The organism is Crystallibacter permensis (genome assembly GCF_025960875.1).
Lineage (GTDB): Bacteria > Actinomycetota > Actinomycetes > Actinomycetales > Micrococcaceae > Crystallibacter > Crystallibacter permensis.
Map to the genome: position 1 here is coordinate 57,969 of NZ_JAODLR010000009.1, position 26,284 is coordinate 84,252.

Below are 26,284 nucleotides of genomic sequence, written 5' to 3' on the forward strand. Positions count from 1 at the left end.
ATGATTGAACTTACTGCAGCCGAAATTGCGGCAATTACACGCGGGCGCATCATTGGGGAACCGACAGATGGTTCGGCGGACACCGCCGCTGTGACGGTTAATTCCGCCGCAACGGATTCGCGGGAAGTGATTCCCGGAGCACTGTTCGTGGCGAAGCCCGGCGAGAAGACCGATGGCCACCTGTTCGTTCCCCGGTCCTTTACCGCCGGCGCCGTGCTGGCGCTGACCGAACGCGAAATAACCGACGACGCCGGCCGTCTGCTGCCGCAGGTCATCGTGCCTGACGCGGTGGAGGCCATGGGGGCCATCGCCGCTGACGTCGTGGCGCGGCTGCGTGCCCACGGACCGCTGTCGGTTGTCGGGATCACCGGCAGCGCGGGCAAGACCACCACCAAGGATCTGCTCGCGGGCATTCTGGCCCAGGCCGGTCCCACCGTGGCCCCGGTGGGCTCCTACAACGGCGAGGTCGGCGTGCCGCTGACCATTTTCAACGCCGACTTCGACACCCGTTACCTGGTGGTGGAAATGGGAGCCACCGGGCTGGGACATATCACGTACCTGACCGACATGGTGAAGCCTGACACCGGCGTCGTACTTGGTGTGGGTACAGCCCATGCCGGCGAGTTCGGCGGCGTAGACAACATCGCCCGCGCCAAGGGTGAACTGGTTGAAGCGCTCGGAGCCGATGGGACGGCCATCATCAATGCCGACGACCCGCGGGTACGCCAGATGGACGCCCGCACCACGGCGAAGCTGCTGTATTTCACCGCCGACGCCGGGTTCTCGCCGGCCGCTGCGGACGCTGAAGTTTTGCGTGCCACCGAGGTGCGCACCAATGCCGCCGGGCACCCGGAACTGACGGTCCGCTTCCCGGATGGAACCGAAAGCCGGATTGTTTCCGGGCTGATCGGCATCCACCATGCCACCAACCTGCTGGCAGCGGCCTCCGCAGCCTGGTCGCTCGGCATCAGCGCCGAACTGATCACCAGCGGCCTGAACGGCCGTGGCCCGGCCTCCCGTTGGAGGATGGAACGCACCGAGCGGCCGGACGGTGTGACGATCATTAACGACGCCTACAACGCCAACCCCGAATCGATGCGTGCCGCCCTGCGGACCCTGGCCGAACTTGGCCGCGGCGAGGGGCGGCGTACCTGGGCGGTACTCGGCGAGATGCTGGAGCTGGGCGAGGATTCCATCCACGAGCACGATGCGATCGGGCGGACTCTGGTCCGTTTGAACATCGCCAAGCTGATCGTGGTGGGCACCGGGGCTCGAGCCATGCACACCGGAGCCGTCATGGAGGGCTCCTGGGGCGATGAGTCCATGTTCGTCGAGACGCCGGAAGACGCCTACAAGGTGCTCCAACGGGACCTGCAACCGGGCGACCTGGTGTTGTTCAAGTCTTCCAACGGGGCCGGGTTACGGCACCTGGGAGACCGGGTAGCCTTGCGTGAGCCATCCCCAACTGCCCCGCCATCCGGCGTGGCAGAAACACCGATTCCTGCAGAGGGAGGTATCCAGTCGTGATTTCCCTGCTTATCGGCTCGGCAATGGCTCTGGTGCTTGCCCTCGTTGGCACGCCGCTGTTCATCAGGCTGCTTGTCAAAAGGGGCTACGGCCAGTTCATCCGCGATGATGGTCCGACCTCCCACCACACCAAGCGCGGCACGCCGACTATGGGCGGTACAGTCATTGTCGGCTCCGTCGCCATCGCCTATTTCGGCACGCACTTGCTCGAATGGATGATGAACCAGAACCACCCCGGTCCGACCGTTTCCGGCGGCGTACTGCTGCTGCTGATGGCCGGTATGGGCCTGATCGGTTTCCTGGATGACTTCCTGAAGATCTCGAAACAGCGCAGCCTGGGGCTCCGGGCCTGGTCCAAGATTGTGCTCCAGGGCATCGTCGGCGTGCTGTTCGCCATCCTGGCACTGAACTTTCCGGATGAGGCCGGGCGCACTCCGGCGTCGATGAACATCTCCGTGGTCCGGGACATACCGTGGCTGGACCTGGCCGCAGGCGGCACCGTGCTCGGCACCATTCTGTTCATAATCTGGTCCAACCTGATCGTGACCGGAGCCACCAACGGCGTGAACCTGACCGATGGGCTCGACGGACTGGCGGCCGGCGCCTCCGTCATGGTGTTCAGCGCCTACATGCTCATGGGTATCTGGCAGTTCAATCAGGCCTGCGGTTCGATCAAGGTGGCGGGGGAGGTTTGCTACGAGGTCCGGGACCCGATGGATCTTGCCCTGCTGGCCGGGTCCCTCTGCGGCGCCCTGATCGGATTCCTGTGGTGGAACACCTCGCCTGCCAAGATCTTCATGGGCGACACCGGATCGCTGGCCCTTGGCGGCGCCATCGCCGGTTTCGCCATCCTCTCGCGCACTCAGTTGCTGCTGGTTGTACTGGCAGGCCTGTTTGTCCTGATTGCCCTCTCGGTCATCATCCAGGTTGCGTTCTTCAAACTCAGCGGCGGCAAACGCGTCTTCAAGATGGCACCGCTGCAGCACCATTTCGAACTCAAAGGCTGGGCCGAGGTGACAGTGGTGGTCCGGTTCTGGATCATCGCCGGCCTGTGCGTGGCTGCAGGACTGGGAATCTTCTACGCTGAATGGGTTGTTGGGCTGTGACCATGAACGAACGGCTGGATTCGCTGACGTCCTGGGACGCCGACTGGTCCGGACTGCGGGTGGTAGTCACCGGCATCGGCCTGTCCGGCTTCTCCGCGGCAGACACGCTGATTGAACTCGGTGCCAAGGTGGTGCTGGTCGATGCCCAGGACACCGAGGAAAACCGCGCCAAGGCGGACACGCTGAACATTGTCGGTGCGCATCAGGTACTGCTGGGGCCCGGGCACACCCAATCGCTTCCGCTGGTTGACGGCGAAGCGGCCGAGCTCGTGGTTACCTCGCCCGGCTGGAGTCCGCAGCAGCCCCTGTTGGCCGCTGCCGCAGCAGCAGGGATCGCCATCTGGGGCGATGTGGAGCTTGCCTGGCGGGTACGCGAGCGAGCCGGGCGGCGGACCGCCGAATGGGTTGTCATTACCGGGACCAACGGAAAGACCACGACGGTGGGCCTGGCAGCGTCGATGCTGCAGGCAGCCGGGCTGCGGGCCATCGCTGCCGGCAACGTGGGCACCCCTGTGCTGGACGCCATCCGGGACCCGCTGGGCTACGACGTGCTCGCCGTCGAACTCTCCAGCTTCCAGTTGCACTGGTCCTATTCGCTCTCGCCGTTGGCCAGCGTCTGCCTCAACGTTGCCCAGGACCATGTGGACTGGCACGGCTCGTACGAGAACTACCTCGCGGACAAAGCCAAAATCTATGCGAATACCAAGATTGCCTGCGTCTACAACGCTGAACAGCGTGAGACCGAGGCGATGGTGGAAGAGGCCGACGTCGTGGAGGGCTGCCGTGCCATCGGCTTCACCACCGGCATGCCGGCCGTGAGCATGGTCGGCGTGGTGGAGAATCTGCTCGTTGACCGCGCGTTTATCGAAGCACGTAAGGACTCGGCCGCCGAACTGGCGGCGTTGACGGACCTGGGCGAGCTGGCCCCACGGCATCTGGTTGCCAACGCGCTGGCGGCCGCAGCACTGGTCCGTGCCTACGGGGTGGAACCGGCCGCGGTCCGCGACGGCATCCGCAACTACAACCCCGGCGCGCACCGAATCCAGAAAATCGCCGACATCGATGGAGTGCTCTGGGTCAACGACTCCAAAGCAACCAACCCACACGCGGCGGCGGCTTCGCTGGCGGCATTCTCCTCGGTGGTATGGATCGCTGGCGGATTGTCCAAGGGCGTGGACTACAGCGAACTCGTCGCTGCACACAGCAAACGGCTGAAGGCCGTCGTCGTTATTGGCCAGGACAGCACGGAACTACTGGCCGCGTTGGAGCGACACGCACCGGATGTTCCGGTGATCACGGTCCCGGCGCGAGACACTGATAACGGACAGCCCGTGGGCGGAGGCGAACCTGTCACCGGCGGGAAGATCATGGCTTCAGCTGTGGCCGCGGCAGCACGGATTGCCGTAGACGGGGATACCGTGCTGATGGCTCCGGCGGCTGCCTCCATGGACCAGTTCACGTCCTACGCCCATCGCGGCGATGCCTTCATCGAAGCGGTCCATGGCATCCAGGAAGGTCAGGCGTAGAGCCCGTAAGGAGCAGTAATGGTCAACACGCCCAACCGGGAAACATCCCGGAAACCGGCGTCGAAGGCGTCTGCCCGGCCGGCCGGTGCCGCTGCCGGGAAGCTCCGAAATCCGGAGGAAGACCCCGAGGGCAGCAAAACCGGGCTGCGGGTCAAAACCAAGGCACTGCTCGACAGGATTGAAGGAACCGGTCAGGAACCGACGGGTTTCAGCTACTACCTCATCCTGGGTTCGGCTTTTGCCTTGACCGCCATCGGCCTGCTGATGGTGCTTTCATCCTCCGCGGTGGAGTCAATTGCCGACGGCGAATCCCCGTTCGAATTGTTCGTCAAGCAGGGAATTTTCGCCGTGATCGGCCTGGTGCTGATGCTGCTGCTGTCCAGGTTGAACGTGCCCACATTCAAGAAACTCGGCTGGCCTGCGCTGGCACTGGCGCTGGCGCTGCTGGTACTGGTGTTCACGCCCCTGGGTATCGACGTCAATGGTAACCGGAACTGGATTCAGCTCGGACCCGGCGTCACGGCACAGCCATCGGAGGCGGCCAAACTCGCACTGGGTCTTTGGATGGCCTGCGTACTGGTCCGCAAGGGCCCGTTGCTCGGCGAATGGAAGCATGCGGTGGTGCCCGTACTGCCGGTTGGCGGCCTGGTGATTCTGCTGGTGCTTCTTGGCAACGACCTGGGCACGGCCATGATCATCATGCTGATTATTGCCGGCGCGCTTTACTTCGCCGGCGCCCGGATGAAACTCTTCCTCGTGGCCGGCGGCGCTGCCGTGGTGGGCGTGCTGCTGCTGGCAATCACGAGTCCCAACCGCGTCGCGCGCATTACCATGTGGCTGGACCAGAGCTGCGAGGTCACCACAGGACTTAATATGCAGTCATGCAACGGGCTGTTCGCGCTGGCGTCGGGCGGCTGGTGGGGCGTGGGCCTCGGACAGAGCCGGCAGAAGTACAGCTGGATTCCCGAGGCGCACAACGACTACATTTTCGCCATCATCGGTGAGGAACTGGGCTTGCTGGGCACCCTCGTTGTGGTGGCCCTCTTCGGCATTCTGTCGGTAGCGATCGTGCGCACCGTCATGCGCCATGACGATCCCTTCGTCCGCATCTTCGGCGGCTCCATCATGGTCTGGATCATCGGCCAGGCGTTCCTGAACATGGGTGTGGTGACAGGGCTGCTGCCCGTCGTCGGTGTTCCGCTGCCGTTCATTTCCTACGGTGGCTCGGCACTGACCATCACACTTGCCGCGGTCGGGGTACTGTTATCTTTTGCCCGGCCTGATGCCCGGGCGGGCAGGAACCGAGCCAGGAAACGAGCCAGAAACCTGGCACAGCGGAAGGCCCCGGAGCCAGCCGGAAACATCAGCAAGTAATGACCGAGGCAGAAGGTACCAGTACTTTTATGAAGACCCATGAACCGTCCGTGGTTCTCGCCGGCGGCGGCACCGCCGGACACATCAGCCCTCTGCTGGCCATCGCGGGAGCCATCCGGGAGCTCGCACCGGACGCCGGAATTCTGGCCGTCGGCACGGCTGCAGGCATGGAAACCAGGCTGGTTCCCGCAGCCGGCTACGAGCTGGCCACGATCGAGCGGGTTCCATTCCCCCGGCGCCCCTCGCTGGACCTGCTGAAGCTGCCGTTCCGGTTCGGCACCGCGGTGAAGCAGGCCCGCCGCATCATCGAACGCGCGGGAGCCGATGTCGTCGTCGGTGTTGGCGGGTACGTCAGTACGCCCATGTACATCGCAGCCAAGCTGGCCAAGGTGCCGCTGGTCATCCATGAGGCGAACGCCCGCCCGGGGCTGGCCAACCGGGTCGGGGCCCGGCTAACCGATGACGTGGCGGTGGCGTTCCGGAGTACCAAGCTGCCTGACGCCACTTGGGTTGGGATGCCCATGCGCCGGGAGATTTCAAGCCTGGACCGGGCGGCCACGCGTGCCGCGGCGAGGGACCGGCTGGGCCTGGAACAGGATAAGCCGACGCTGATCGTCACGGGCGGTTCCTCCGGCGCCGCCAGCATCAACCGCACTATCCGGGCGTCGTTGGAGAAGTTTGCGGCGGCGGGTATCCAGACCCTGCATATAACGGGCAAAGGGAAAGAGCTTCGCGAGCCCGACGGCAGCTTGGTCAGCGTTCCCGGTTATCACCAAGTCGAATTCGTGGACGGCATGGAAAACGTCTACGCCGCAGCGGACCTGCTGCTGGCCCGGGCCGGCGCAGCGACTGTCTGCGAGATCGCCGCCGTCGGCCTGCCGGCCGTTCTTGTCCCGCTGCCGCATGGCAACGGCGAGCAGGCACTGAACGCCGCGGACCTCGTCGGGGCCGGGGGAGCGGTGATGGCCAAGGACGCCGACTTCACGCCTGACTGGGCAACGGCAGAGCTGCCTGCGCTGCTGCAGGACCACAACAAGCTGCAGGCCATGGCAACGGCGGCTGCCGGGCTGGGCATCAGGGACGCAGATACACGGATGGCGGAAATGGTTTTCCGAGCCACAGGGAGGCAGCAGTGAAAGCGGTTGATTTCCATACAACCCGGGAGCTTGCCTTTGAGGACCTGGGCAGCGTCCACTTTGTCGGACTGGGCGGTGCGGGCATGTCCGCGATCGCCCGTATCCTGTTGGCCCGGGGCGTTAATGTCTCCGGTTCCGACAGCCGCGACTCCAAGGTTCTGGGCCAGTTGAAGCAGCTGGGGGCGAAGGTCTACATCGGACACGACGCAGCCAATGTAGCGGACGCGGACACCCTGGTCGTCTCAACGGCCATCCGTCCCGATAACCCCGAGCTGCAGGCGGCGGTCTCCGCGGGGCTGAACATCATCCATCGTTCAGTCGCGCTGGCCGCTTCGATTGGGTCGCAGGAGCTGATCGCCATTGCCGGCACACACGGCAAAACAACGACGACGGCGATGGTCACCGTCATGCTGCGGGCCGCGGGCAAAGATCCGTCGTTCGCCATCGGCGGGGACGTGGCCGCGCTCGGGGTCAATGCCGCCTACGGTGCCGGTGAACTGTTCGTGGCCGAAGCTGATGAATCGGATGGCTCTTTCCTGAACTACCGTCCGAAATTCATTGTGGTCACGAATGTGGAGGCCGACCACTTGGACCACTACGGTTCTGCGGAATCCGTTTACGAATCCTTCGACACGTTCGCTGCCCTCCTATCGGAGGATGGAACACTTATTGTCTGCGTAGACGACCAGGGGGCGCGCAATTTGGCGGACAGGGTCCGGGAATCCGGTGCCCGGCACCGGATCCTCGGCTACGGGTATTCGCCTGACGCCGACGTGCGGATTGAAGAAAGCGGTTTTTCCGCCGGGACCAGCAGTAGTTGGATTGTCATCGACGGGCAGCGGCACGAACTCCGGCTCCAGGTGCCCGGCGCACACAATATCCGCAATGCGACGGCCGCCTTCGCCGTCGGGCTTTGCACCGGGGTTGAACCGGTCGCTGCGGCGGACGGACTGGCGGGCTTCACCGGAGCCGCACGCCGTTTCGAGGCGAAGGGCGAGGCGGACGGTGTCCGGGTATTTGACGACTATGCCCACCATCCGACGGAAGTGCATGCGGCGTTATCGGCGGCGAAAAAGGTTGCCGGCGGCCATGGAGTCCATGTGCTTTTCCAACCGCACCTTTTCTCCCGGACGCGGGAATTTGCCGCCGAGTTCGCGGAGGCCTTGTCGCTGGCGGACTCGGTGACTGTGCTCGATATTTATCCGGCACGTGAGGATCCCATTCCCGGCGTGACCAGTGAGCTGATTACGTCCCGGCTCCAGCGGCCCGGCGGGTATGAGCAAGACCCGGACCGGGCGCTGAGATCCGTGGTCGACCGGGCTCGGAAGGGCGACATCATCATGACCGTGGGTGCCGGGGACATCACTCAATTCGGCCCACAGTTGGTCGACCGCCTCACCCAGCGGACTGCGGACGGCGCGGCTTGATGGTTAGCAGGAAGCCGCGCAGACCCGTGACTCCTGCTGGCTCCCGGAAAGAGGCTCCGCTGTCCCATCCGGTCGAGTCCGTCAGACGGGAGGACGAGGCGCTTCAACGCCCGGTTTCCGGTGCTGCCGAACGGCACGCGGCTACCCAAATAGCGCGCGGAAACGTGCGGGTCAATTCGGGCAAAGTCGGTGTTCTGCCGGCGGAAACGGGCACGAAGGCAGCCCCAGCGGCAAAAGCGGCACTACCGAAGGGGCGCAAGAAGAGCCGTGCCACGTCCGGCGCGGCTGGATCCGGGTCCGTTCCGGAACCGAAGGATGGGCCTGCTCGCAGTACAACAGTCGTAGCATTTCCGGAACCTCCTGGCAGGAAACTGCGCCGCCGGATCTGGATCGGTGCTGCAGCAGCAGCGGTAATGGTGGTGGCCCTGATCCTGGTACTGGTGTTCTCGCCGGTCCTGGCGATCAAAACCATTACGGTCACCGGCACAGATTTGACGTCGAAGAAAACGGTTGACGAGGCACTTGCGCCGCTGAAAGAGCAACCGTTGCCGCAGGTTGGCGACGACGACGTGCGGCCGCTGCTCGAGGGGCTGCCTGCCGTTTTGGACGTTACTGTCGAAGCTCGGCCGCCGTCGGAACTTGCCGTGGAAATCACGGAACGAATTCCTGTAGCCGTCCTGGAAACGGGCAAGACTTTCGCTTTGATCGATGCAGAAGGCAAGCGGATCGGCTCGGTGAAAGAGCGCAAGTCCGCCGAACTGCCCTTGATTGACGAAAGCGCTGCCAGCAAGGACCAGGACATATTCAGGACCATCACGGCTGTTCTCAGTGCGCTTCCGGCGGATGTTTTGGCCCAGTTGGAACATGCTTCGGCCAAATCAATCGACTCAGTTGAACTGCAGCTGACCAACGGACAAAAGGTGCTGTGGGGCAATGACAGCCAGCTTGAGTTGAAGGCCAAGGTTTTCGAAGCGCTACTCAACGCGCCCGAACCAGAGGTCGAGGTAGAGGTTTATGACGTTTCCACACCTACCATGCCGGTCACGCATTGAGACAACGATCGAGACAGATAAGCGACACGCGGCAACGGTCGTTGCATGAGACCGGGGATGCGCCTAGCGTCTCGGAATAGAAGTTACTTGACATAACTCTAACCCTCAAGTTGAGGGTTAAGGTTACCAAGTGAACCATTGGGCCGGTGTCCGATCCGGCCTGGCGGAATTGATCAGTGCACAGATTCGAACAAGGGACACAGGACGTGGCAGCACCGCAAAATTACTTGGCCGTCATTAAAGTCGTCGGCATCGGCGGCGGTGGAGTTAACGCCGTCAACCGAATGATCGAGGTAGGGCTCCGCGGCGTGGAGTTCATTGCCATTAATACTGATGCGCAGGCTCTGCTCATGAGCGATGCGGACGTCAAGCTTGACGTGGGGCGTGAACTTACGCGTGGACTGGGCGCAGGCGCTGATCCGGAAGTTGGGCGTAAGGCCGCCGAAGACCACGCTGAGGAAATCGAAGAAGTGCTTCGCGGCGCCGACATGGTTTTCGTAACTGCCGGTGAGGGCGGTGGCACCGGTACCGGTGGCGCTCCGGTGGTGGCACGTATCGCGCGTTCTTTGGGCGCGCTGACCATCGGTGTCGTTACCCGTCCGTTCACATTCGAGGGCCGCCGGCGGTCGAACCAGGCCGAGAGCGGTATCGAGACGTTGCGTGATGAAGTGGACACGCTGATCGTGATTCCTAACGACCGGCTGCTCTCCATCAGTGACCGCAACGTGTCGATGCTCGACGCGTTCCGCTCGGCCGACCAGGTCCTGCTTTCCGGCGTCCAGGGCATCACCGATCTGATCACGACACCGGGCCTGATCAACCTGGACTTCGCAGACGTGAAGTCCGTCATGCAGGGTGCCGGGTCGGCCCTGATGGGTATCGGTTCGGCCCGCGGTGAGGACCGTGCGGTCAAAGCCGCCGAACTGGCGATCGCGTCGCCGCTGCTGGAAGCATCCATCGACGGCGCGCACGGCGTGCTGCTGTCCATCCAGGGCGGCTCGGATCTTGGCCTGTTCGAAATCAACGAGGCCGCCCGCCTCGTACAGGAAGTGGCCCACCCGGAGGCGAACATCATCTTCGGTGCGGTCATCGACGACGCCCTCGGCGACGAGGCCCGCGTGACTGTGATCGCCGCCGGTTTTGACCAGGTGGATGTCACGTCCGCAGCGCAGCCTGCGCAGAAGCCCGCGAACGCCCCGGCAGCGCCGGCAGTCCCGCCGTCGCAGCCAGCAGAACACGCGCAGGTCCCGGCAGCCGCACCTGCGGCTTCCAGCGGCACCTGGGGGCAGATGCCGCAGCGTTACGACGTCCCGGCGGATGCAGGCTTCGACGTAGACCTCCCAGCCGTCGTCGAGCCGGACCTGACTGCCGGCCGCACGGATGACCTGGACGTTCCGGATTTCCTCAAATAGAACCGACAACGCGACAACAGACAGGATTGCCGGCAGTGTTTTGGTGGCGTGAACAGGTCGGCGACGGCCTGTGGGTAGCGTTCACTGACAACGCTGCCGGCAATCTTGCTTTGCACGTGGGCGATTCACCTGCGGCTGTCCAGTCCAGACGCAGCTCGATGGAGACTGAACTGGGTGTGGCACCTGGCTCGCTGCGCTTCATGAACCAGGTCCATTCCGCCAACGTGGGCGTGGTATCGACAGCACAGCCGGCGCCTCCGCCTGAGACGGAAATTGATGCCCTCGTATCACCTCAGGCGGACGTGCCGCTTGCGGTGATGGTGGCCGACTGCCTGCCGGTCGTCTTCGCCGGTTCCGCCGCTGGCGGAGGGCGGGTGTCCGCTGTTGCGCATGCAGGCAGGCGGGGGTTGCTGGATGGGGTTCTGGTGAACACCGTGTCGGCACTGTGGGCCGCAGGAGCTTCGGGCATCCGGGCGTGGGCAGGGCCCTCGATCTGCGGACGCTGCTACGAGGTCCCCGAGAAAATGAGGACAGCATCCTGTGAGCAACTGCCGCGGTTATACTCTGAAACCTCTTGGGGAACGCCGGCTTTGGACCTGCCGGCCGGTGCGGAAGCCCAACTGGAAACGCTGGGAGTGGAAACGCGGCGGCTGGGCGGATGCACCCTTGAGGATTCCCGGCTGTTCTCGTACCGGCGGAATCCGCAGACAGGCCGCTTCGCCGGCCTCGTATGGAGGGAACAATGACTGATACGGACAGGACTGAGGAGCTTCGCCGGAACCTGGCGAAGGTGCGGACGAGGATTGGGGACGCTGCTGCCCAACACCCCGGTCCTGCTCCCGAATTGATTGTGGTGACGAAATTCTTTCCCGCCGCCGATGTGGCCGCGCTAGCGGCACTCGGTGTTACGGACGTGGGGGAGAACCGTGACCAGGAAGCTTCGCAAAAGGCTGCGGAACTGGCGGACACGGCCGCGGGCGAGTCCCTTCGCTGGCACTTTATCGGGCAGCTGCAGAAAAACAAGGCCAAGTCCGTGGTGCGGTACGCGCACGCCGTACATTCGGTGGACCGTTCCTCCCTGATCGGCGCGCTGGCTAAAGCGATGGCTGCTGAGCAGGAACGCCGCAAGGGTGCCAATCAGGCTCCGCGGCCGGAACTGCTGTGCTTGATCCAGGTCGACCTGGATGAGCGCACCGAGGTGCCCGAAGCGGGCGAGGTGGCCGGCCCACGCGGAGGCGCGAAACCCGAGCAGATCGAGGAACTTGCACGAGCCATTGATGCAGCAAGTGGGTTGCGGCTGGGCGGTTTGATGGCCGTCGCACCGCTCGGAACGGATCCGGTTCCGGCCTTTGATCGGTTAATGGATTATTCGGCCAAGCTGCGCGGAATTTTTCCGGACGCGTCGATGGTCTCCGCTGGCATGAGCCAGGATCTGGAAGCGGCCATAGCGGCCGGTGCGACACACCTGCGTGTCGGCTCAGATGTCCTCGGACCGAGACCCCCTTTGAGGTAGCGTTTTTGGCGAGAGCAGTGTTGAAGACACGATAGGAGCTAACCATGGCCGGCGCTTTGCGCAAGACAATGATCTATCTTGGGCTCGCCGACGGTGACGAGCACTACGAGTCCGAAGAAAACGAGACGCTGAACAGGGAACCCCAGAACCGGGACGAGGACCAGCGTGTGGAACAGAGCCGTGAGGAGCGCCGGGTGGAGAGCACGCCGACGCCCGTGAAGCCCGTGGCGGAGGAATACCGTGCTCCCGTCACGCCGATCAAGCGTGCCCCGTCGTCCCGTGAGGAGTCATCCGTGCTGCGTCAGATCACCACAGTCCATCCCCGTTCCTATAATGACGCTAAAATCATTGGTGAAAGCTTTCGCGACGGGATTCCCGTGATCATGAACGTAACCGACATGGGTGAGGCGGACGCCAAACGTCTGGTTGACTTCTCCGCCGGGCTGGTTTTTGGACTGCATGGCAGCATTGAACGGGTCACCAACAAGGTGTTCCTGCTCTCGCCGTCGACGATGGAAGTGCTCGGCGAGGATAAGCAGGCCAGCGACCACCAAGCGACATTCTTCAACCAGAGCTAGCGGAGCATCCTGCCCATACGGCAGTATGCTCATTTAACTGCTCGTCTACCGCTAGGAATCGTGGAACCCGCGTGTCCATTATTTTCGCTCTGCTGTATTTAGTGCTCATGCTGTTCCAGCTGGCGCTGATTATCCGCATTGTTTTTGATGTTGTCCAGACTTTTGCCCGGCAGTGGCGCCCGCGCGGCGTCGCTTTGGTGGCTGCATCGGCGATCTATGCTGTCACTGATCCGCCGTTAAGGGCACTGCGTCGGATGATTCCGCCGCTGCGCATCGGCGGCTTCGCCTTGGACCTGGCGTTCCTGGTCCTCTTCATTCTGACCAGCATTGCGTTGTTTATCGTTGCAGGCCTTGCCTAGGGACTGACCTGCTCCAGACGCGGTTAGTTTTCAAGATCGAAAAGATATACTCTGATTCAGATATCCCTAGTGAATGTAAATCGTCATGGCGATTATTCGCTACCGTTGTCATGAGTGCATTGGCACGAATTCATGATCCACAAGAACCAGTATGAGGTGACCACATGGCTCTGACGCCCGAAGACGTTGTCAACAAGCGGTTCCAACCGACGAAGTTCCGTGAAGGATACGACCAGGATGAGGTCGATGACTTCCTTGATGAAATCGTCGTAGAACTGCGCAGGCTGAACCAGGAAAACGACGAGCTCCGTAAGAAGCTCGGCGAAGCCACCTCGGGCCAGTCATCCGCTGGCAACGTCCCGGCCCCTGTTGCAGCCGCTCCGAAGGCCGAGCCGGCCAAGGAAGAGGCCCCGCAGCAGGAGGTCAAGGAAGAGCCTAAGCGCGAGAAGCCTGCAGCGGCTGTTCCCGCTACCGCCGCCGCTCCGGTGGTCAGTGCTCCGGCTCCCGCCGCTCCAGCAGCAGGTGGCGGCCACACGGCCACTGCCGAGTCCGCTGCGGGCGTTCTGGCCATGGCGCAGAAGCTTCACGACGAATATGTCAACGCCGGTGTCGAGCAGCGCGACAAGATCATCGCCGAAGCTCAGATGGAAGCAAGCACTCTCGTCAACGATGCGCAGGAGAAGAGCCGCAAGACGCTGGGCTCCCTGGAGCAGCAGAAGGCTGTGCTGGAGCGGAAGCTCGAGCAGCTGCGCGGCTTCGAACGGGACTACCGTTCACGCCTCAAGGCCTACATCGAAGGCCAGCTGCGCGATCTGGAAGCCCGTGGATCCTTCGCGACTCCGGACGTCAAGGAGAGCTAGAGTCCTCAGCTTGACCCAGTTTTGAGCCCTTGTTCAAGGGTAAGGATGGCCGGTGCCGGGAATTCCCTGACACCGGCCATTTCTCTAGCCGGCTTCCGTGCCGCCATCCGCTATTGCCGTTAGAAAAGAATCATGTCTGAACCATCTTCCGCGGACCAGCCCGCGGACAGCAGCATTGAAAGCCAGCACACCGGTGTCCGCGGCCGGCGCGCCTCTGGTTTTGTCCTGATCCTGGCGGGCTGCGCCGTATTTGCCTATCTCTTCGATCAGCTGACCAAATGGTGGGTCGTCAGCACCATGACGGAGGGCGATATCATTCCCGTGCTGCCCCCGCTGCTGCACTGGCATTTCATCCGAAATTCCGGCGCGGCGTTTTCGATCGGCCAGGACTACACGTGGGTCTTTACGATAGTGATGGTCCTGGTGTCCGGTGCCATTATCTTCTACGCGCGCAAGGTCCGTTCAGCCTGGTGGTCCGTCGCCCTCGGCCTGCTGCTTGGCGGTGCATTGGGGAACCTGACGGACAGGCTCTTCCGTGAGCCGTCTTTCGGTGTCGGCCATGTGGTGGATTTCATCGCGTTCCCCAATTTCGCCATCTTCAATATTGCGGACTCTGCTGTGGTCGGCGGTGTGATTCTCTGGTGCGTTTTGACCTTCAGGGGCATTGGTATTGACGGAGAACGCATACCGTCCGGTAAACAACCGCCGAAAGACGGCAGCCCGGAGCAGCGCGGTGCCTGATCAGCTCCACCAGCTCTGGCTGGACCCGGAGACGGCGGGCAAACGTGCCGACGCTGCCATAGCGGGCCTGCTGGATATTTCGCGCTCGGCGGCTGCGGCGTTGTGCACCGCGGGCCATGTCACGCTTAACGGCAAGGTTGTGGGCAAATCAGACCGGCTGCCGGACGCTGGAGAACTTGAAATCCGCAGATCCGAAGAGCGGGATCCGTTGGAGATCGTCGTCGAAGAGGTGGAAGATTTGAAGGTTCTCGGTGACGATGATGACTTCGTCGTGATTGATAAGCCTGTGGGAGTGGCTGCCCACCCCTCGCCCGGCTGGGTCGGCCCCACCGTGGTGGGTGCATTGGCCGCACTGGGATACAGGATTTCCACGTCCGGGTCGGCGGAGCGTGCGGGCATTGTGCATCGGCTCGATGTCGGTACGTCGGGCGTCATGGTGGTGGCGAAGACGGAGCACGCGTACACGCTGCTCAAACGGGCCTTCAAGGAACGTACGGTCGAGAAGGTCTACCACGCACTGGTGCAGGGCCTGCCGGATCCGCTCGAAGGAACCATCGACGCTCCCATCGGCAGGCACCCGGGCTACGACTGGCGCTTCGCCGTCGTGGAGGACGGACGGAACTCGGTCACCCACTACAAGGTGATTGAAGCGTTCGGAAAGGCCTCGTTGGTCGAAGTTCACCTGGAAACGGGCCGGACGCACCAAATCCGCGTTCATTTCGCCGCACTTCGGCACCCGTGCGCAGGCGACCTGACTTACGGGGCAGACCCGAAGCTCGCGGCCGAACTGGGCCTGACCAGACAATGGCTCCACGCCAAAAAACTCGGTTTCGACCATCCGGTCACCGGCAAATGGGTGGAGTACGAAAGCGAATATCCCCAGGATCTGGCCTACGCACTGGAAGCGCTGGCCGAACACCGGGTCTGATCTGTACGACGGCGGGACCGCGGCATAAGACGCTGCCCGCCTAGAATGAAGTGGTGGCAACTGTGACTAGCTCGATTTCCGGTACCGATTCGTTTGTACATCTCCACAACCACACCGAATACTCCATGCTCGACGGCGCAGCACGCCTGACGGACCTCTTCGAACATGCCCATGAACTCGGCATGGACTCCGTGGCCACCACGGACCACGGTTTTGTCTTTGGCGCCTTCGATTTCTGGAACAAGGCCAATAACGCCGGCATTAAGCCGATCGTCGGGGTGGAAGCCTATTTGACGCCCGGCACGGCGAGGTCGGACAAGACCCGTGTCCGCTGGGGCGACGGCGGCCGCGGCGACGTCTCGGGCGCCGGCGCATACACGCATATGACCATGTGGGCCGAGACGACCGAGGGCATGCACAATCTGTTCCGCATGTCGTCCCTGGCGTCACTGGAGGGGTACCTGTACAAGCCCCGCATGGACCGGGACCTGCTGCAGACATACGGCAAGGGCCTGATCACCACCACGGGCTGCCCATCGGGCGAGGTGCAGACGAAGCTGCGGCTGGGCCTCTACAAGGAGGCAATGCAGGCCGCCTCGGATTTCCGGGACATCCTTGGGCCGGAGAACTTTTACTGCGAATTGATGGACCACGGCCTGGACATCGAGCGCAATGTCCAGGCGGATCTGCTCAAGCTGGCCCGCGAGCTGCAGCTGCCGTTGGTGGCAACCAACGATCTGCACTACACACATGCCGAGGACGCGAAGGCCCACGCGGCCCTGCTGTGCGTCCAGTCCGGCTCGACGATGGCCGATCCTAAGCGCTTCAAGTTCGACGCCGATGAGTTCTACCTGAAATCTCCGGCCGAGATGCGGGCCATTTTCCGCGACTACCCGGAGGCCTGCGACAACACACTGCTGATCGCCGAACGGTGCAACGTCGAGTTCAACACCCAGGCCAACTACATGCCGCGGTACCCCGTTCCGGAAGGCGAGAACGAGGAGTCCTGGTTCATCAAGGAGGTCGAGAAGGGCCTTCATTACCGCTACCCGGCGGGTATTCCCGACGACGTCCGCAAGCAGGCGGATTACGAAGTCGGTGTCATCCTCCAGATGGGCTTCCCCGGATACTTCCTGGTCGTGGCCGACTTCATCAACTGGGCTAAGAACAACGGGATCCGGGTCGGGCCCGGCCGTGGCTCGGGCGCCGGTTCGATGGCGGCTTATGCCATGCGCATTACGGACCTGGATCCGCTCAAGCACGGTCTGATCTTCGAACGGTTCCTCAACCCGGACCGCGTGTCCATGCCTGACTTCGACGTCGATTTCGATGATCGGCGCCGATCGGAAGTCATCAAGTACGTCACGGAGAAGTACGGCGACGAGCGGGTGGCCATGATTGTCACCTACGGCACCATCAAGGGCAAGCAGGCGCTGAAGGACTCCTCGCGGGTCATGGGTTATCCCTTCTCGACGGGAGAGCGGCTGACCAAGGCGATGCCGCCGGACGTCATGGGCAAGGGCATTTCGCTGCAGGACGTGCACAATCCGGAGGCCAAACGCTATAGCGAGGCCGAAGAGCTGCGGGAACTGCTCAAGTCGGATCCGGATTCAGCCAAGGTCTTCGAAACGGCGCTCGGACTCGAGGGCCTGAAGCGGCAGTGGGGTGTCCACGCAGCCGGTGTGATCATGTCCTCGGATCCGCTGATCGACATCATTCCGATCATGCGCCGTGAACAGGACGGCCAGGTCATCACGCAGTTCGACTATCCGACTTGTGAGGGCCTCGGCCTGATCAAGATGGACTTCCTCGGTCTGCGGAACCTGACGATCATCACGGATGCCCTGGAAAACATCCAGATGAACCGGGACTTCGAGTTGGTGCTCGAGGATCTGACTCTGGATGATCCGGACTCGTACGCCCTGCTGGCCCGCGGCGACACTCTGGGTGTTTTCCAGCTCGACGGCGGTCCGATGCGGTCCCTGCTGAAGCTGATGCGGCCGGATAACTTCGAAGATATTTCCGCGGTCCTTGCGCTGTACCGTCCCGGGCCGATGGGCGCTAACGCGCACAATAACTACGCGCTGCGCAAGAACGGGCTGCAGGAGATCACCCCGATCCACCCGGAGCTTGAAGAGCCGCTGGCCGAAATCCTCGGCGGCACCTACGGCCTGATCGTCTACCAGGAGCAGGTTATGGCGATCGCGCAGAAACTGGCCGGGTATTCGCTCGGCCAGGCAGACATTCTTCGTCGTGCCATGGGCAAGAAGAAGAAGTCGGAGCTGGACAAGCAGTACGCCGGCTTCGAAAAGGGCATGCAGGACAACGGCTATTCTGCCGCAGCCATCAAGACGCTGTGGGACATCCTGCTGCCGTTCTCTGACTACGCGTTCAACAAGGCCCACTCGGCCGCGTACGGCGTCGTGTCCTATTGGACGGCGTACCTCAAGGCGCATTATCCGGGCGAATACATGGCTGCGCTGCTGACCTCCGTCGGTGACGACAAGGACAAGCTGGCGATGTATCTGAACGAGTGCCGCCACATGGGCATTACGGTGCTTCCGCCGGACGTCAACGAATCCAGCCTGAACTTCACACCCGTGGGCAAGGACATCCGGTTCGGCATGGGTGCCATCCGCAATGTCGGCGCCAACGTGGTCCACGCCATGGTCGCCGCCCGCGAGGAGAAGGCGCACTTCAGCTCGTTCAGCGATTTCCTGCAGAAAGTTCCCGCGGTCGTCTGCAACAAGCGGACCATCGAATCATTGATCAAGGCCGGCGCGTTCGACTCGCTCGGCGATCCGCGCCGTGCCTTGGCCATGATCCATGAAGAAGCGGTCGACTCCGTCATTGTGCTCAAGCGCAACGAGGCAGCCAATCAGTTCGACCTCTTCAGTGCCTTTGACGACGGCGGTGAAACCTCCGGCGGACTGGCGGTGGAAGTTCCGGATCTGCCGGAATGGGACAAGAAGGACAAACTGGCGTTCGAGCGAGACATGCTCGGCCTGTATGTCTCGGACCATCCGCTTCAGGGCTTGGAAGGCCTGCTGAGCCAGCATGCTGACCTGACCATTACCTCCGTCATCGGCGAAGACGGTCCGGCGGACGGTGCCATCGTCACCATTGCCGGAATGATCACCTCCTTGCAGCGCCGGATCGCCAAGAACAGCGGAAACGCGTATGCCCGTGCCGAAGTGGAAGACCTGGGCGGCTCCATGGAAGTGATGTTCTTCGGCCAGGTTTACGGACCGATCTCGACAATCCTGGCCGAAGACCTGATCGTCGTGGTTCGCGGCCGGCTGCAGCGCCGTGATGACGGCGCGGTAACGCTGAATGCCCAGGAGCTGACGGTTCCCGACCTCAGCGATGGCCATTCCGGGCCGGTGGTGATTTCCATGGCCAGTTTCAAGGCGACCGAGACCGTGGTGTCGTCCCTTGGAGACGTGTTGCGGACACACCCGGGAACCACCGAAGTCCAGGTGCGGCTGAACAGCTCACGGAAAATTGAAGTGATGAAGCTTGGCGTCGATCTCCGGGTCAACCCCACGCCGTCGCTCTTTGGTGATCTTAAGGTGCTGCTGGGCCCGGCCTGCCTCGACGTCTAACGCCTCCGGGGATTAGATCTGGTATTCGAGCGGGCTCGGGCGGACGTAGGATCCGCTGTGGTACAGCAGCTGCGTCGCTTCGTCACCGAGCGAGCCTTCCACTACCTCGACGATCACCACAGCGTTGTTTTCGAAGGACACGCGCATCTGGATCTTGCCGACCAGATAGGCATGTACGTCCTTCAGAAGAGGCACCCCGTAGGGACCTGCTTCCCAATGGTCTCCGCTGAAGCGGTCCTTCGTGCGGGCGAAACGGTCGGCGAGCCCCCGGTTGTCCTGGCCGAGGATGTGGACGCCAATGTAGTTCGAGTTTGCGACGGCGGGCCAGGAAGAGCTGGAGCGGGCCATGTTGAAGGTGAAGCGCGGTGGCTCCGCCGACAGGGACGCCACCGAGGTAGCCGTGAAGCCAAAAGGCTTGCCCTCGTGTTCAACGGTGAGAATCGCCACTCCGGCAGCGTGCCGCCGGAAGACCTCCCGGAAGGTGGTTCCCAGCAGCTGCTCGGCAGGCGTGACAGATTGTGCTGCTACGGATTCGGCACTCACAACAATGTTTCTCCAGAACTACTCGGTGTGGCAGAAGACAGTCTGACCCATTCATGTTCAGCGTATTCCGGCACCTGGCGGCGCGGGGCATTGTGTTAAGTTGTGCTAAATTTCCCGCCTGCCCAGCCATCGCCGTCGTCAACGGGAAACGACGGGGCCGGGCTCAGTAGAATGGAAACGTGAATCCTGCTTCGAACCTCGAATCCTTTTCCCAGTTTCCCCTCCTGGACCTGCGCGGGCGCCATTTGGATACTGCCGAACTGAAGGCCGCCATGCCCAGGGCAGAGACGACTTTTGACGTTGCCTCGCATGCGGTGGAGGAAATTATCAGCAAGGTGCGAAGCGACGGGTTCACCGCTCTGGCAGAACTGGCTTCGCGGTTTGACGGCGTACAGCAGCAGCACCCCCTCGTGCCGCAGGAAGAACTGGTACGCGCGCTGGAGGCACTCGATCCGGCGGTCCGTGCCGCTCTGGAAGAATCCATCGCAAGGGCGCGGGTCTTTACCGACGCGCAGAAGCCGGCCGATGCCACGGTGCAGATTGCCGCAGGCGCCACGGTCACCCACAAGTGGGTACCGGTTTCGCGGGTGGGCCTGTATGTTCCCGGCGGGCTGGCGGTCTATCCTTCGTCTGTGGTGATGAACGTCGTTCCGGCGATGGCCGCCGGCGTTGGATCGATAGCCTTGGCCTCGCCGCCGCAGAAAGATTTCGGAGGCCTGCCGCACCCCACCATTCTGGCCGCGGCCCGTCTGCTCGGTATCGACGAGGTCTATGCCATCGGCGGCGCGCAGGCAGTGGCGGCATTTGCCTATGGTGTTCCCGCCAACGACTTCGGCCCCGCGCTTGCCCCGGTCGATGTAGTCACCGGTCCCGGTAATGTTTTTGTTGCCACGGCCAAGCGCCTGGTCAAGAGTGTGGTGGGTATTGACGCGGAGGCAGGCACCACCGAAATCGCGATCCTTGCGGACAACAGCGCAGAGCCGGCTTTCGTCGCGGCGGATCTGATCAGCCAGGCGGAGCACGATCCCCACGCCGCGTCCGTGCTGGTGACGCCCTCGGCCGAACTGGCGGAGGCCGTCCGTCGGGAACTTGCTGTCCAAATTGGCAGCACCAAGCACGCGGAGAGGGTTCGCGAGGCTCTTTCCGGACCGCAGTCCGGGGTGATTATGGTCGACGACGTCGAACACGGCATTGCGGTTTGTGACGCCTATGCGGCGGAGCACCTCGAGATCCACACCGAGAATGCCTCCGCTATTGCCGCGCGCATCCGTAACGCCGGCGCAGTGTTCGTCGGCAACTATTCACCGGTGAGCCTGGGGGATTACTGTGCCGGCTCCAACCATGTCCTGCCGACCAGTGGAACCGCCACATTCGCATCCGGCCTCAATGTCACCACGTTCCTGAAAGCAGTCCAGATTATCGACTACGACGAGCGCGCGCTGCGCGAAGTAGGCGGGCACATCGTTTCGCTCGCAACGGCGGAAGACCTGCCCGCTCATGGAGATGCCGTCACGGTCCGGTTCCCGTCGTAACCTTCCCGCCGCTGCAGCCGCGGTACAGACACAAGATGTAGTAATCACATGCTTGTAATTCGCAAGATGTAGTTTTATGATTGACCAGTTGATGTCTGGACAACGAAGGGATCCGGTATGTACTGTCCGTTCTGCCGTAATCCTGATTCCAGAGTCGTGGACAGCCGCCTGACCGATGACGGCTCAGCGATCCGCAGGCGGCGGCTGTGTCCTGAATGCGGCCGTCGCTTCACCACCCTCGAAACCACCAGCCTGAGCGTCCTGAAGCGTTCGGGGGTGGCGGAGCCGTTCTCCCGGGCCAAGGTCATCAACGGCGTCCGCAAAGCCTGTCAAGGCCGGCCCGTGACGGAGGACGACCTGGCCATGCTGGCGCAGGAGGTGGAGGAATCCATCCGGTCCAGCGGGGCAGCGGAAATTGATGCCCACGAGGTCGGTCTTGCCATTCTGCGGCCGCTGAAGAATCTGGATGTGGTGGCGTACCTGAGATTCGCCAGTGTCTACCGGGCCTTCGACACCCTTGAGGATTTCGAGGCAGAGATAGACCGGCTGCGGCTTGAAGGGGAGGCCGCCAAGAAACAGGGCCCGTCAGGTACCCAGCGGCCGTTGACCGCACAGTAACAACACCACAGTTTCCGGTGGTGGCCACGGAGGGGAAGCCGAGGCTGCCACCGGCTCTTTACTTGAAGTACTTGAAACTGAGCGCTGCCTGCAGGGCTCCGCCCACAATGCCGGCGTTGTTCTTCAACTCGGCGGGAATGATCTTGGTCTTGAGGTCGAGTTTGGGCAGGAAGTCCTGGCTGCGCTTGGAAATGCCGCCGCCGACAATGAACAGTTCGGGCGAGAACAGGAACTCAACATGGGAGAAATAGCGTTGCAGACGCACCGCATAGGCGTCCCAGTCCAATCCATCGCGTTCGCGCGCGGTAGCTGATGCCTTGGACTCGGCATCGAAACCGTCGATCTCCAGATGCCCGAGTTCTGCATTGGGCACGAGTTTGCCATCGTGGATGAACGCCGAACCGATGCCGGTCCCCAGGGTAATGACCAGTACGGTCCCGTCAACCCCTTCACCAGCTCCGTAACGTGCTTCCGCCAGCCCGGCGGCGTCGGCATCGTTAATGACCTGGACTTCCCGTCCCAGCTTTCGCGTGAGCAGCGCATCGACGTCTGTGTCCACCCAGCTGGGATCCACGTTCGCGGCGGATTTGGCAACCCCATGGCGGATGATGGCGGGGAACGTGACACCCACCGGGCTGCCCGCCGCCGGAGCTTCCTCGCGGGAGGAGAGTTCTTCCACGATCTTCGCCACGACGTCGGCCACTGCTTCAGGGGTGGAGGGACGGGGTGTGTCAATGCGGAAACGTTCGCCCAGCAATTTGCCCTTTTTCAGGTCGACGATGCCGCCTTTGATGCCGGTTCCGCCGATGTCAATGCCGATGACGGACCGGGCAGCCTTTTTGGCGACCTTCTCGTCGGCGCTGCTGGGCATGGGATCTCCGCACTGTCGTTCGAATACATCTGTCCAACAGCCTACTGGCGTCTTAGGGCAAAGTCAGGACTTCCGCTCCGGAGTCGGTGACCACGAGTGTGTGTTCGAACTGCGCGGTCCGCTTACGGTCCTTGGTCACGACGGTCCAGTCGTCGTTCCACATGTCCCACTCGACGGTTCCCAGCGTCAGCATGGGCTCGATGGTGAACACCATGCCAGGCTCCATGGCCGTGCTGTAGGCGGGGGCGGCGTCATAGTGCGGGATAATCAGGCCGGAGTGGAAGGCTTCGCCGACGCCGTGGCCGGTAAAGTCCCGGACCACGCCGTAGCCGAAGCGCTTGGCATAGGACTGGATGGTCCGGCCGATGACGTTGATCTGCCGGCCCGGGGCCACTGCTTTGATGGCTCGGTTCAGCGATTCCTGGGTGCGTTCAACCAGGAGCCGGGACTCCTCGTCAACGTCACCGACGAGGAAGGTGTAGTTGGTATCCCCGTGGACGCCGTTGATGTAAGCGGTGATGTCGATATTAATGATGTCCCCGTCCTGCAGCACCGTGGTATCCGGTATGCCGTGGCAGATGACTTCATTCAGGGAAGAACATAGGGACTTAGGGAACCCGCGGTAGCCAAGGCAAGATGGGTAGGCCTTGTGGTCAAGCAGGAATTCGTGACCCACTTTGTCCAGTTCGTCGGTGGTGACGCCGGGACGAATATGCTTGCCCACTTCGACAATCGCCTGCGCGGCAATCTTGCTCGCCACCCGGATTCGCTCGATCGTCTCGGCGTCCTTGATTTCCGAGCCGGTGAACTTGGCCGGGGCGGGTTTCCAAACGTACTCGGGCCGGGGAATCGACGTCGGAACGGGCCGGACTGGACTGACGGTTCCCTGGACAAGGGTGCCCAGGGGTGCTGTTGCTACGTTGTGGGGCATACCATCGATCTTATAACCCGGTCCGCTATCGGGCGCTAATCCGAACGGGCCGAGCAACCGCAACGTAAGGGAGTAGCCAAATGCCGGAGTTCTGGTACAACGTCGTCACCCATGAAGTCGAAGTGGGGGCACAGTCCGACTGGACGCAGCTCATCGGCCCCTATGAAACCCGCGAGGAAGCGGAAAAGGCGCTCGAAAAAGTGCAGCGGCGCAACGAGGCCTGGGACGCGGACGACGACGAATAGCGCCTGCCAGCGCGTGGAACCGCTGGTGTGCGTCTAGAAGGAGTGCTCCGGGCCGGGAAAGGAACCGCTGCGGACGTCGTCCGCGTAGGCCTTGGCGGCATCCGAAAGCGTTGCCCGTATGTCGGCGTACTGCTTGACGAACTTCGCGAGTTTGCCGCCCCGCAGCCCGGCCATGTCCTGCCACACCAGCACCTGGCCCGTCGTGGAAGCGCCGGCGCCGATGCCGATGGTGGGAACGCGTAGCGCCTTGTCCACCTCCGCGGCCGCCGGGGCCGGGACCATTTCCATCAGTACCGCAAACGCGCCGGCGGCTTCGAGTGCCAACGCGTCGTCAACGACCCGCTGCGCGTCCTCGCCCCGGCCCTGAACCCGGTAGCCGCCCAGCGAATGTTCGCTTTGCGGGGTGAAGCCGACGTGAGCCATGACGGGGATGCCGGCCTGGACCATGGCGCGGACGTAGTCCGCGTAGAAGGCGCCGCCTTCCATCTTGACGGCGTGGGCGCCGGCTTCCTTCATGAACCGTACGGAAGTCTCGATCGCCTGGGCAGGGGAGACTTCGTAGCTGCCGAACGGCAGGTCCACCACAACGAGGGCACGTTTGGCAGAACGGCTGACTGCGCGGCAGAGCGGAATCAGCTCATCGACGGTCACCGGCAAGGACGTCTCGTTGCCGTACACGTTATTTGAGGCGGAGTCGCCGACAAGCAGGACTTCGATACCTGCTTCATCGAAGATTTCGGCGGTGTACTGTTCGTACGCGGTGAGCATGGCAAAGCGCTGGCCGTTGTCCTTGGCCTGCTGCAGGTGATGGGTGCGGACACGGGACACCGGTTTGGAGCCGGACTGCCGATTAGCGCCGGCACCAGCTCCGTACGGGGCAGGCTGTTCGGCACCAGAAGTCTGTGAGGTCATGGGTAGAGCCTAATGCCGTAGCCTTTGTTCACTCCAGCCGCACCCGTCACTGTTGCACTTCACAAGAGCCCGGGCGCATTAGGCTAAGTACAGTAGTAAGCAGGCAGGCCGGAGGCTTTGCCGTGGCCAGGGCGCGGAAGGATATCCATGGACCGTCAGCAGGAATTTGTCCTGAGAACCATCGAAGAGCGGGACGTGCGCTTCGTCCGTCTCTGGTTCACCGACGTCGTCGGTTCGCTCAAATCCGTGGCGCTGGCTCCCGCGGAAGTCGAGGGCGCCTTCGAGGAGGGACTTGGCTTCGACGGCTCGTCCATCGAGGGGCTGGCCCGGGTCTTCGAGTCCGACATGCTGGTCCAGCCGGACCCTTCGACTTTCCAGATCCTGCCCTGGCGCGGGGAGGAGGAACAGACATCGCGAATGTTCTGCGACGTTCTCACGCCCGACGGCGAACCGTCCGTCGCGGATCCTCGTAACGTGCTCAAGCGGGCCCTGCGCAAGGCCGGCGACATGGGCTTCACCTGCTACACCCATCCGGAAATCGAGTTTTATCTGCTCAAGTCGCAGGAACTCGGGCCTGACGGTGTGCCGGTTCCGGTAGACCGCGCAGGATATTTCGACCATGTGCCCGGCGGCGTGGCGCAGGATTTCCGCCGCACCGCGGTGACCATGCTGGAGAACGTCGGCATCTCTGTGGAGTTCAGCCATCATGAAGACGGTCCCGGGCAGAATGAGATCGATCTTAGGTACGCGGATGCCCTGCAGACCGCCGACAACATCATGACGTTCCGAACCGTGGTCAAAGAAGTAGCGCTGATGGAGGGCATCTACGCAACATTCATGCCCAAGCCCTTCTCCGACCACCCCGGTTCGGGGATGCATACGCACTTTTCCCTCTTCGAAGGTGATTCCAACGCCTTCTTTGAGGCCGGCGCCGAATACCAGCTCTCCAAGACCGGACGCCAGTTCATGGCGGGCATCCTGAAGCATGCACCCGAATTCACCGCGGTGACGAACCAGTTCGTGAATTCCTACAAGCGCCTCTGGGGCGGCGGCGAAGCTCCCAGTTACATCTCCTGGGGGCACAACAACCGCTCCGCACTGGTCCGCATCCCGCTGTACAAGCCGAACAAGGGCCAGTCCGCCCGGATGGAATACCGCGGGATCGATTCGGCGGCGAACCCCTACCTGGCCTATGCGGTCTTGCTGGGCGCCGGCTTGAAGGGCATTGAGGAAGGCTACGAGCTGCCGCCTGCCGCGGAGGAAGACATCTGGAGCCTCAGCTCCGCCGAGCGCCGGGCGCTGGGCCACGACCCGCTTCCCTCGAGCCTGCACGACGCCATCCGCGCGATGGAAGAGTCGGAGCTGGTCGCCGAAATCCTCGGTGAGCAGGTCTATGAGATCTTCCTGCGCAACAAGCGTGCCGAATGGCACGACTACCGCATCCAGGTGACGCCGCACGAGCTCAAGCGGAACATCGACATCCTCTAA

At 62.6% G+C, this 26,284-nt stretch carries 24 protein-coding genes; 20 read left to right on the forward strand and 4 right to left on the reverse strand.

Features of this window, described 5'->3' with window-relative positions; all coding sequences use genetic code 11:
* The 16 genes from B0G38_RS12140 to dnaE all read left to right on the forward strand — a co-directional run bounded on the left by B0G38_RS12140 (position 1) and on the right by dnaE (position 19,144).
* On the forward strand, positions 1 to 1,527 hold the full coding sequence (locus B0G38_RS12140; protein WP_264669701.1) for a UDP-N-acetylmuramoyl-tripeptide--D-alanyl-D-alanine ligase: 1,527 nt from the start codon (positions 1 to 3) through the stop codon (positions 1,525 to 1,527).
* Positions 1,524 to 2,633, forward strand: a complete 1,110-nt coding sequence (gene mraY / locus B0G38_RS12145; RefSeq protein ID WP_169994541.1) for a phospho-N-acetylmuramoyl-pentapeptide-transferase — start codon at positions 1,524 to 1,526, stop codon at positions 2,631 to 2,633. The genes B0G38_RS12140 and mraY overlap by 4 nt, the downstream gene beginning before the upstream one ends.
* 2 nt (positions 2,634 to 2,635) lie before the next feature.
* Positions 2,636 to 4,159, forward strand: coding sequence for a UDP-N-acetylmuramoyl-L-alanine--D-glutamate ligase (murD, locus tag B0G38_RS12150; RefSeq protein ID WP_264669782.1), 1,524 nt, complete (start codon positions 2,636 to 2,638; stop codon positions 4,157 to 4,159).
* Positions 4,160 to 4,177: 18 nt separating this feature from the next.
* Positions 4,178 to 5,533 carry a putative lipid II flippase FtsW gene (gene ftsW, locus B0G38_RS12155; protein ID WP_264669702.1) on the forward strand — a complete coding sequence of 452 codons (1,356 nt, stop codon included), beginning with the start codon at positions 4,178 to 4,180 and terminating at the stop codon, positions 5,531 to 5,533.
* Positions 5,534 to 5,562: 29 nt separating this feature from the next.
* Complete coding sequence (murG, locus tag B0G38_RS12160) at positions 5,563 to 6,669, forward strand: undecaprenyldiphospho-muramoylpentapeptide beta-N-acetylglucosaminyltransferase (protein WP_264669703.1); 1,107 nt, start codon at positions 5,563 to 5,565, stop codon at positions 6,667 to 6,669.
* Positions 6,666 to 8,096: a UDP-N-acetylmuramate--L-alanine ligase gene (murC, locus tag B0G38_RS12165; protein WP_264669704.1), complete on the forward strand. Its 1,431-nt coding sequence runs from the start codon at positions 6,666 to 6,668 to the stop codon at positions 8,094 to 8,096. The genes murG and murC overlap by 4 nt, the downstream gene beginning before the upstream one ends.
* 413 nt (positions 8,097 to 8,509) lie before the next feature.
* Positions 8,510 to 9,148 (forward strand): cell division protein FtsQ/DivIB, encoded by a 639-nt coding sequence (locus B0G38_RS12170; protein ID WP_264669705.1) that lies wholly within the window; start codon positions 8,510 to 8,512, stop codon positions 9,146 to 9,148.
* A 206-nt stretch (positions 9,149 to 9,354) separates the two neighbouring features.
* Complete coding sequence (ftsZ, locus tag B0G38_RS12175) at positions 9,355 to 10,560, forward strand: cell division protein FtsZ (protein WP_264669706.1); 1,206 nt, start codon at positions 9,355 to 9,357, stop codon at positions 10,558 to 10,560.
* Between the two features lie 35 nt (positions 10,561 to 10,595).
* Complete coding sequence (locus B0G38_RS12180; protein WP_264669707.1) at positions 10,596 to 11,306, forward strand: purine nucleoside phosphorylase YfiH/LACC1 family protein; 711 nt, start codon at positions 10,596 to 10,598, stop codon at positions 11,304 to 11,306.
* Positions 11,303 to 12,073 carry a YggS family pyridoxal phosphate-dependent enzyme gene (locus tag B0G38_RS12185; protein WP_264669708.1) on the forward strand — a complete coding sequence of 257 codons (771 nt, stop codon included), beginning with the start codon at positions 11,303 to 11,305 and terminating at the stop codon, positions 12,071 to 12,073. Before B0G38_RS12180 ends, B0G38_RS12185 begins: the two co-directional genes overlap by 4 nt.
* A gap of 44 nt (positions 12,074 to 12,117) precedes the next feature.
* Positions 12,118 to 12,651, forward strand: a complete 534-nt coding sequence (locus B0G38_RS12190) for a cell division protein SepF (protein WP_264669709.1) — start codon at positions 12,118 to 12,120, stop codon at positions 12,649 to 12,651.
* A gap of 71 nt (positions 12,652 to 12,722) precedes the next feature.
* Entirely contained in the window at positions 12,723 to 13,010 is a 288-nt protein-coding gene (locus tag B0G38_RS12195) for a YggT family protein (protein ID WP_074702604.1), read from the forward strand.
* A 164-nt stretch (positions 13,011 to 13,174) separates the two neighbouring features.
* Positions 13,175 to 13,870: a DivIVA domain-containing protein gene (locus B0G38_RS12200; protein ID WP_264669710.1), complete on the forward strand. Its 696-nt coding sequence runs from the start codon at positions 13,175 to 13,177 to the stop codon at positions 13,868 to 13,870.
* 132 nt (positions 13,871 to 14,002) lie between these two features.
* Positions 14,003 to 14,611 (forward strand): signal peptidase II, encoded by a 609-nt coding sequence (lspA, locus tag B0G38_RS12205; protein ID WP_264669711.1) that lies wholly within the window; start codon positions 14,003 to 14,005, stop codon positions 14,609 to 14,611.
* Positions 14,604 to 15,539 (forward strand): RluA family pseudouridine synthase, encoded by a 936-nt coding sequence (locus B0G38_RS12210; protein ID WP_264669712.1) that lies wholly within the window; start codon positions 14,604 to 14,606, stop codon positions 15,537 to 15,539. The genes lspA and B0G38_RS12210 overlap by 8 nt, the downstream gene beginning before the upstream one ends.
* A gap of 62 nt (positions 15,540 to 15,601) precedes the next feature.
* Positions 15,602 to 19,144, forward strand: a complete 3,543-nt coding sequence (dnaE, locus tag B0G38_RS12215) for a DNA polymerase III subunit alpha (RefSeq protein WP_264669713.1) — start codon at positions 15,602 to 15,604, stop codon at positions 19,142 to 19,144.
* A gap of 12 nt (positions 19,145 to 19,156) precedes the next feature.
* On the opposite strand, the gene B0G38_RS12220 is transcribed toward dnaE, so the two are convergent.
* Positions 19,157 to 19,687, reverse strand: coding sequence for a flavin reductase family protein (locus tag B0G38_RS12220; protein WP_264669714.1), 531 nt, complete (start codon positions 19,685 to 19,687; stop codon positions 19,157 to 19,159).
* A gap of 179 nt (positions 19,688 to 19,866) precedes the next feature.
* Here B0G38_RS12220 and hisD point away from each other — a divergent pair, with 179 nt between their 5' ends.
* Together hisD and nrdR are read left to right on the forward strand one after the other, a co-directional pair.
* Complete coding sequence (gene hisD, locus B0G38_RS12225; protein ID WP_264669715.1) at positions 19,867 to 21,219, forward strand: histidinol dehydrogenase; 1,353 nt, start codon at positions 19,867 to 19,869, stop codon at positions 21,217 to 21,219.
* 117 nt (positions 21,220 to 21,336) lie between these two features.
* Positions 21,337 to 21,837, forward strand: a complete 501-nt coding sequence (nrdR, locus tag B0G38_RS12230) for a transcriptional regulator NrdR (protein ID WP_169994565.1) — start codon at positions 21,337 to 21,339, stop codon at positions 21,835 to 21,837.
* Positions 21,838 to 21,895: 58 nt separating this feature from the next.
* Here nrdR and ppgK read toward each other — a convergent pair whose 3' ends face one another.
* Complete coding sequence (ppgK, locus tag B0G38_RS12235; protein ID WP_264669716.1) at positions 21,896 to 22,708, reverse strand: polyphosphate--glucose phosphotransferase; 813 nt, start codon at positions 22,706 to 22,708, stop codon at positions 21,896 to 21,898.
* Positions 22,709 to 22,760: 52 nt separating this feature from the next.
* Positions 22,761 to 23,639 (reverse strand): type I methionyl aminopeptidase, encoded by an 879-nt coding sequence (gene map / locus B0G38_RS12240; RefSeq protein ID WP_264669717.1) that lies wholly within the window; start codon positions 23,637 to 23,639, stop codon positions 22,761 to 22,763.
* Between the two features lie 80 nt (positions 23,640 to 23,719).
* Here map and B0G38_RS12245 point away from each other — a divergent pair, with 80 nt between their 5' ends.
* The gene (locus tag B0G38_RS12245; RefSeq protein WP_169994571.1) at positions 23,720 to 23,884 is read left to right on the forward strand and encodes an SPOR domain-containing protein; all 165 of its coding nucleotides are present in this window, start codon (positions 23,720 to 23,722) and stop codon (positions 23,882 to 23,884) included.
* Between the two features lie 33 nt (positions 23,885 to 23,917).
* Here the strand turns inward: B0G38_RS12245 and panB are convergent, their stop codons facing one another.
* Positions 23,918 to 24,796 (reverse strand): 3-methyl-2-oxobutanoate hydroxymethyltransferase, encoded by an 879-nt coding sequence (gene panB / locus B0G38_RS12250; protein ID WP_264669718.1) that lies wholly within the window; start codon positions 24,794 to 24,796, stop codon positions 23,918 to 23,920.
* A gap of 147 nt (positions 24,797 to 24,943) precedes the next feature.
* Between panB and glnA the strand changes: the two genes are divergently transcribed.
* Positions 24,944 to 26,284 (forward strand): type I glutamate--ammonia ligase, encoded by a 1,341-nt coding sequence (glnA, locus tag B0G38_RS12255; RefSeq protein ID WP_169994575.1) that lies wholly within the window; start codon positions 24,944 to 24,946, stop codon positions 26,282 to 26,284.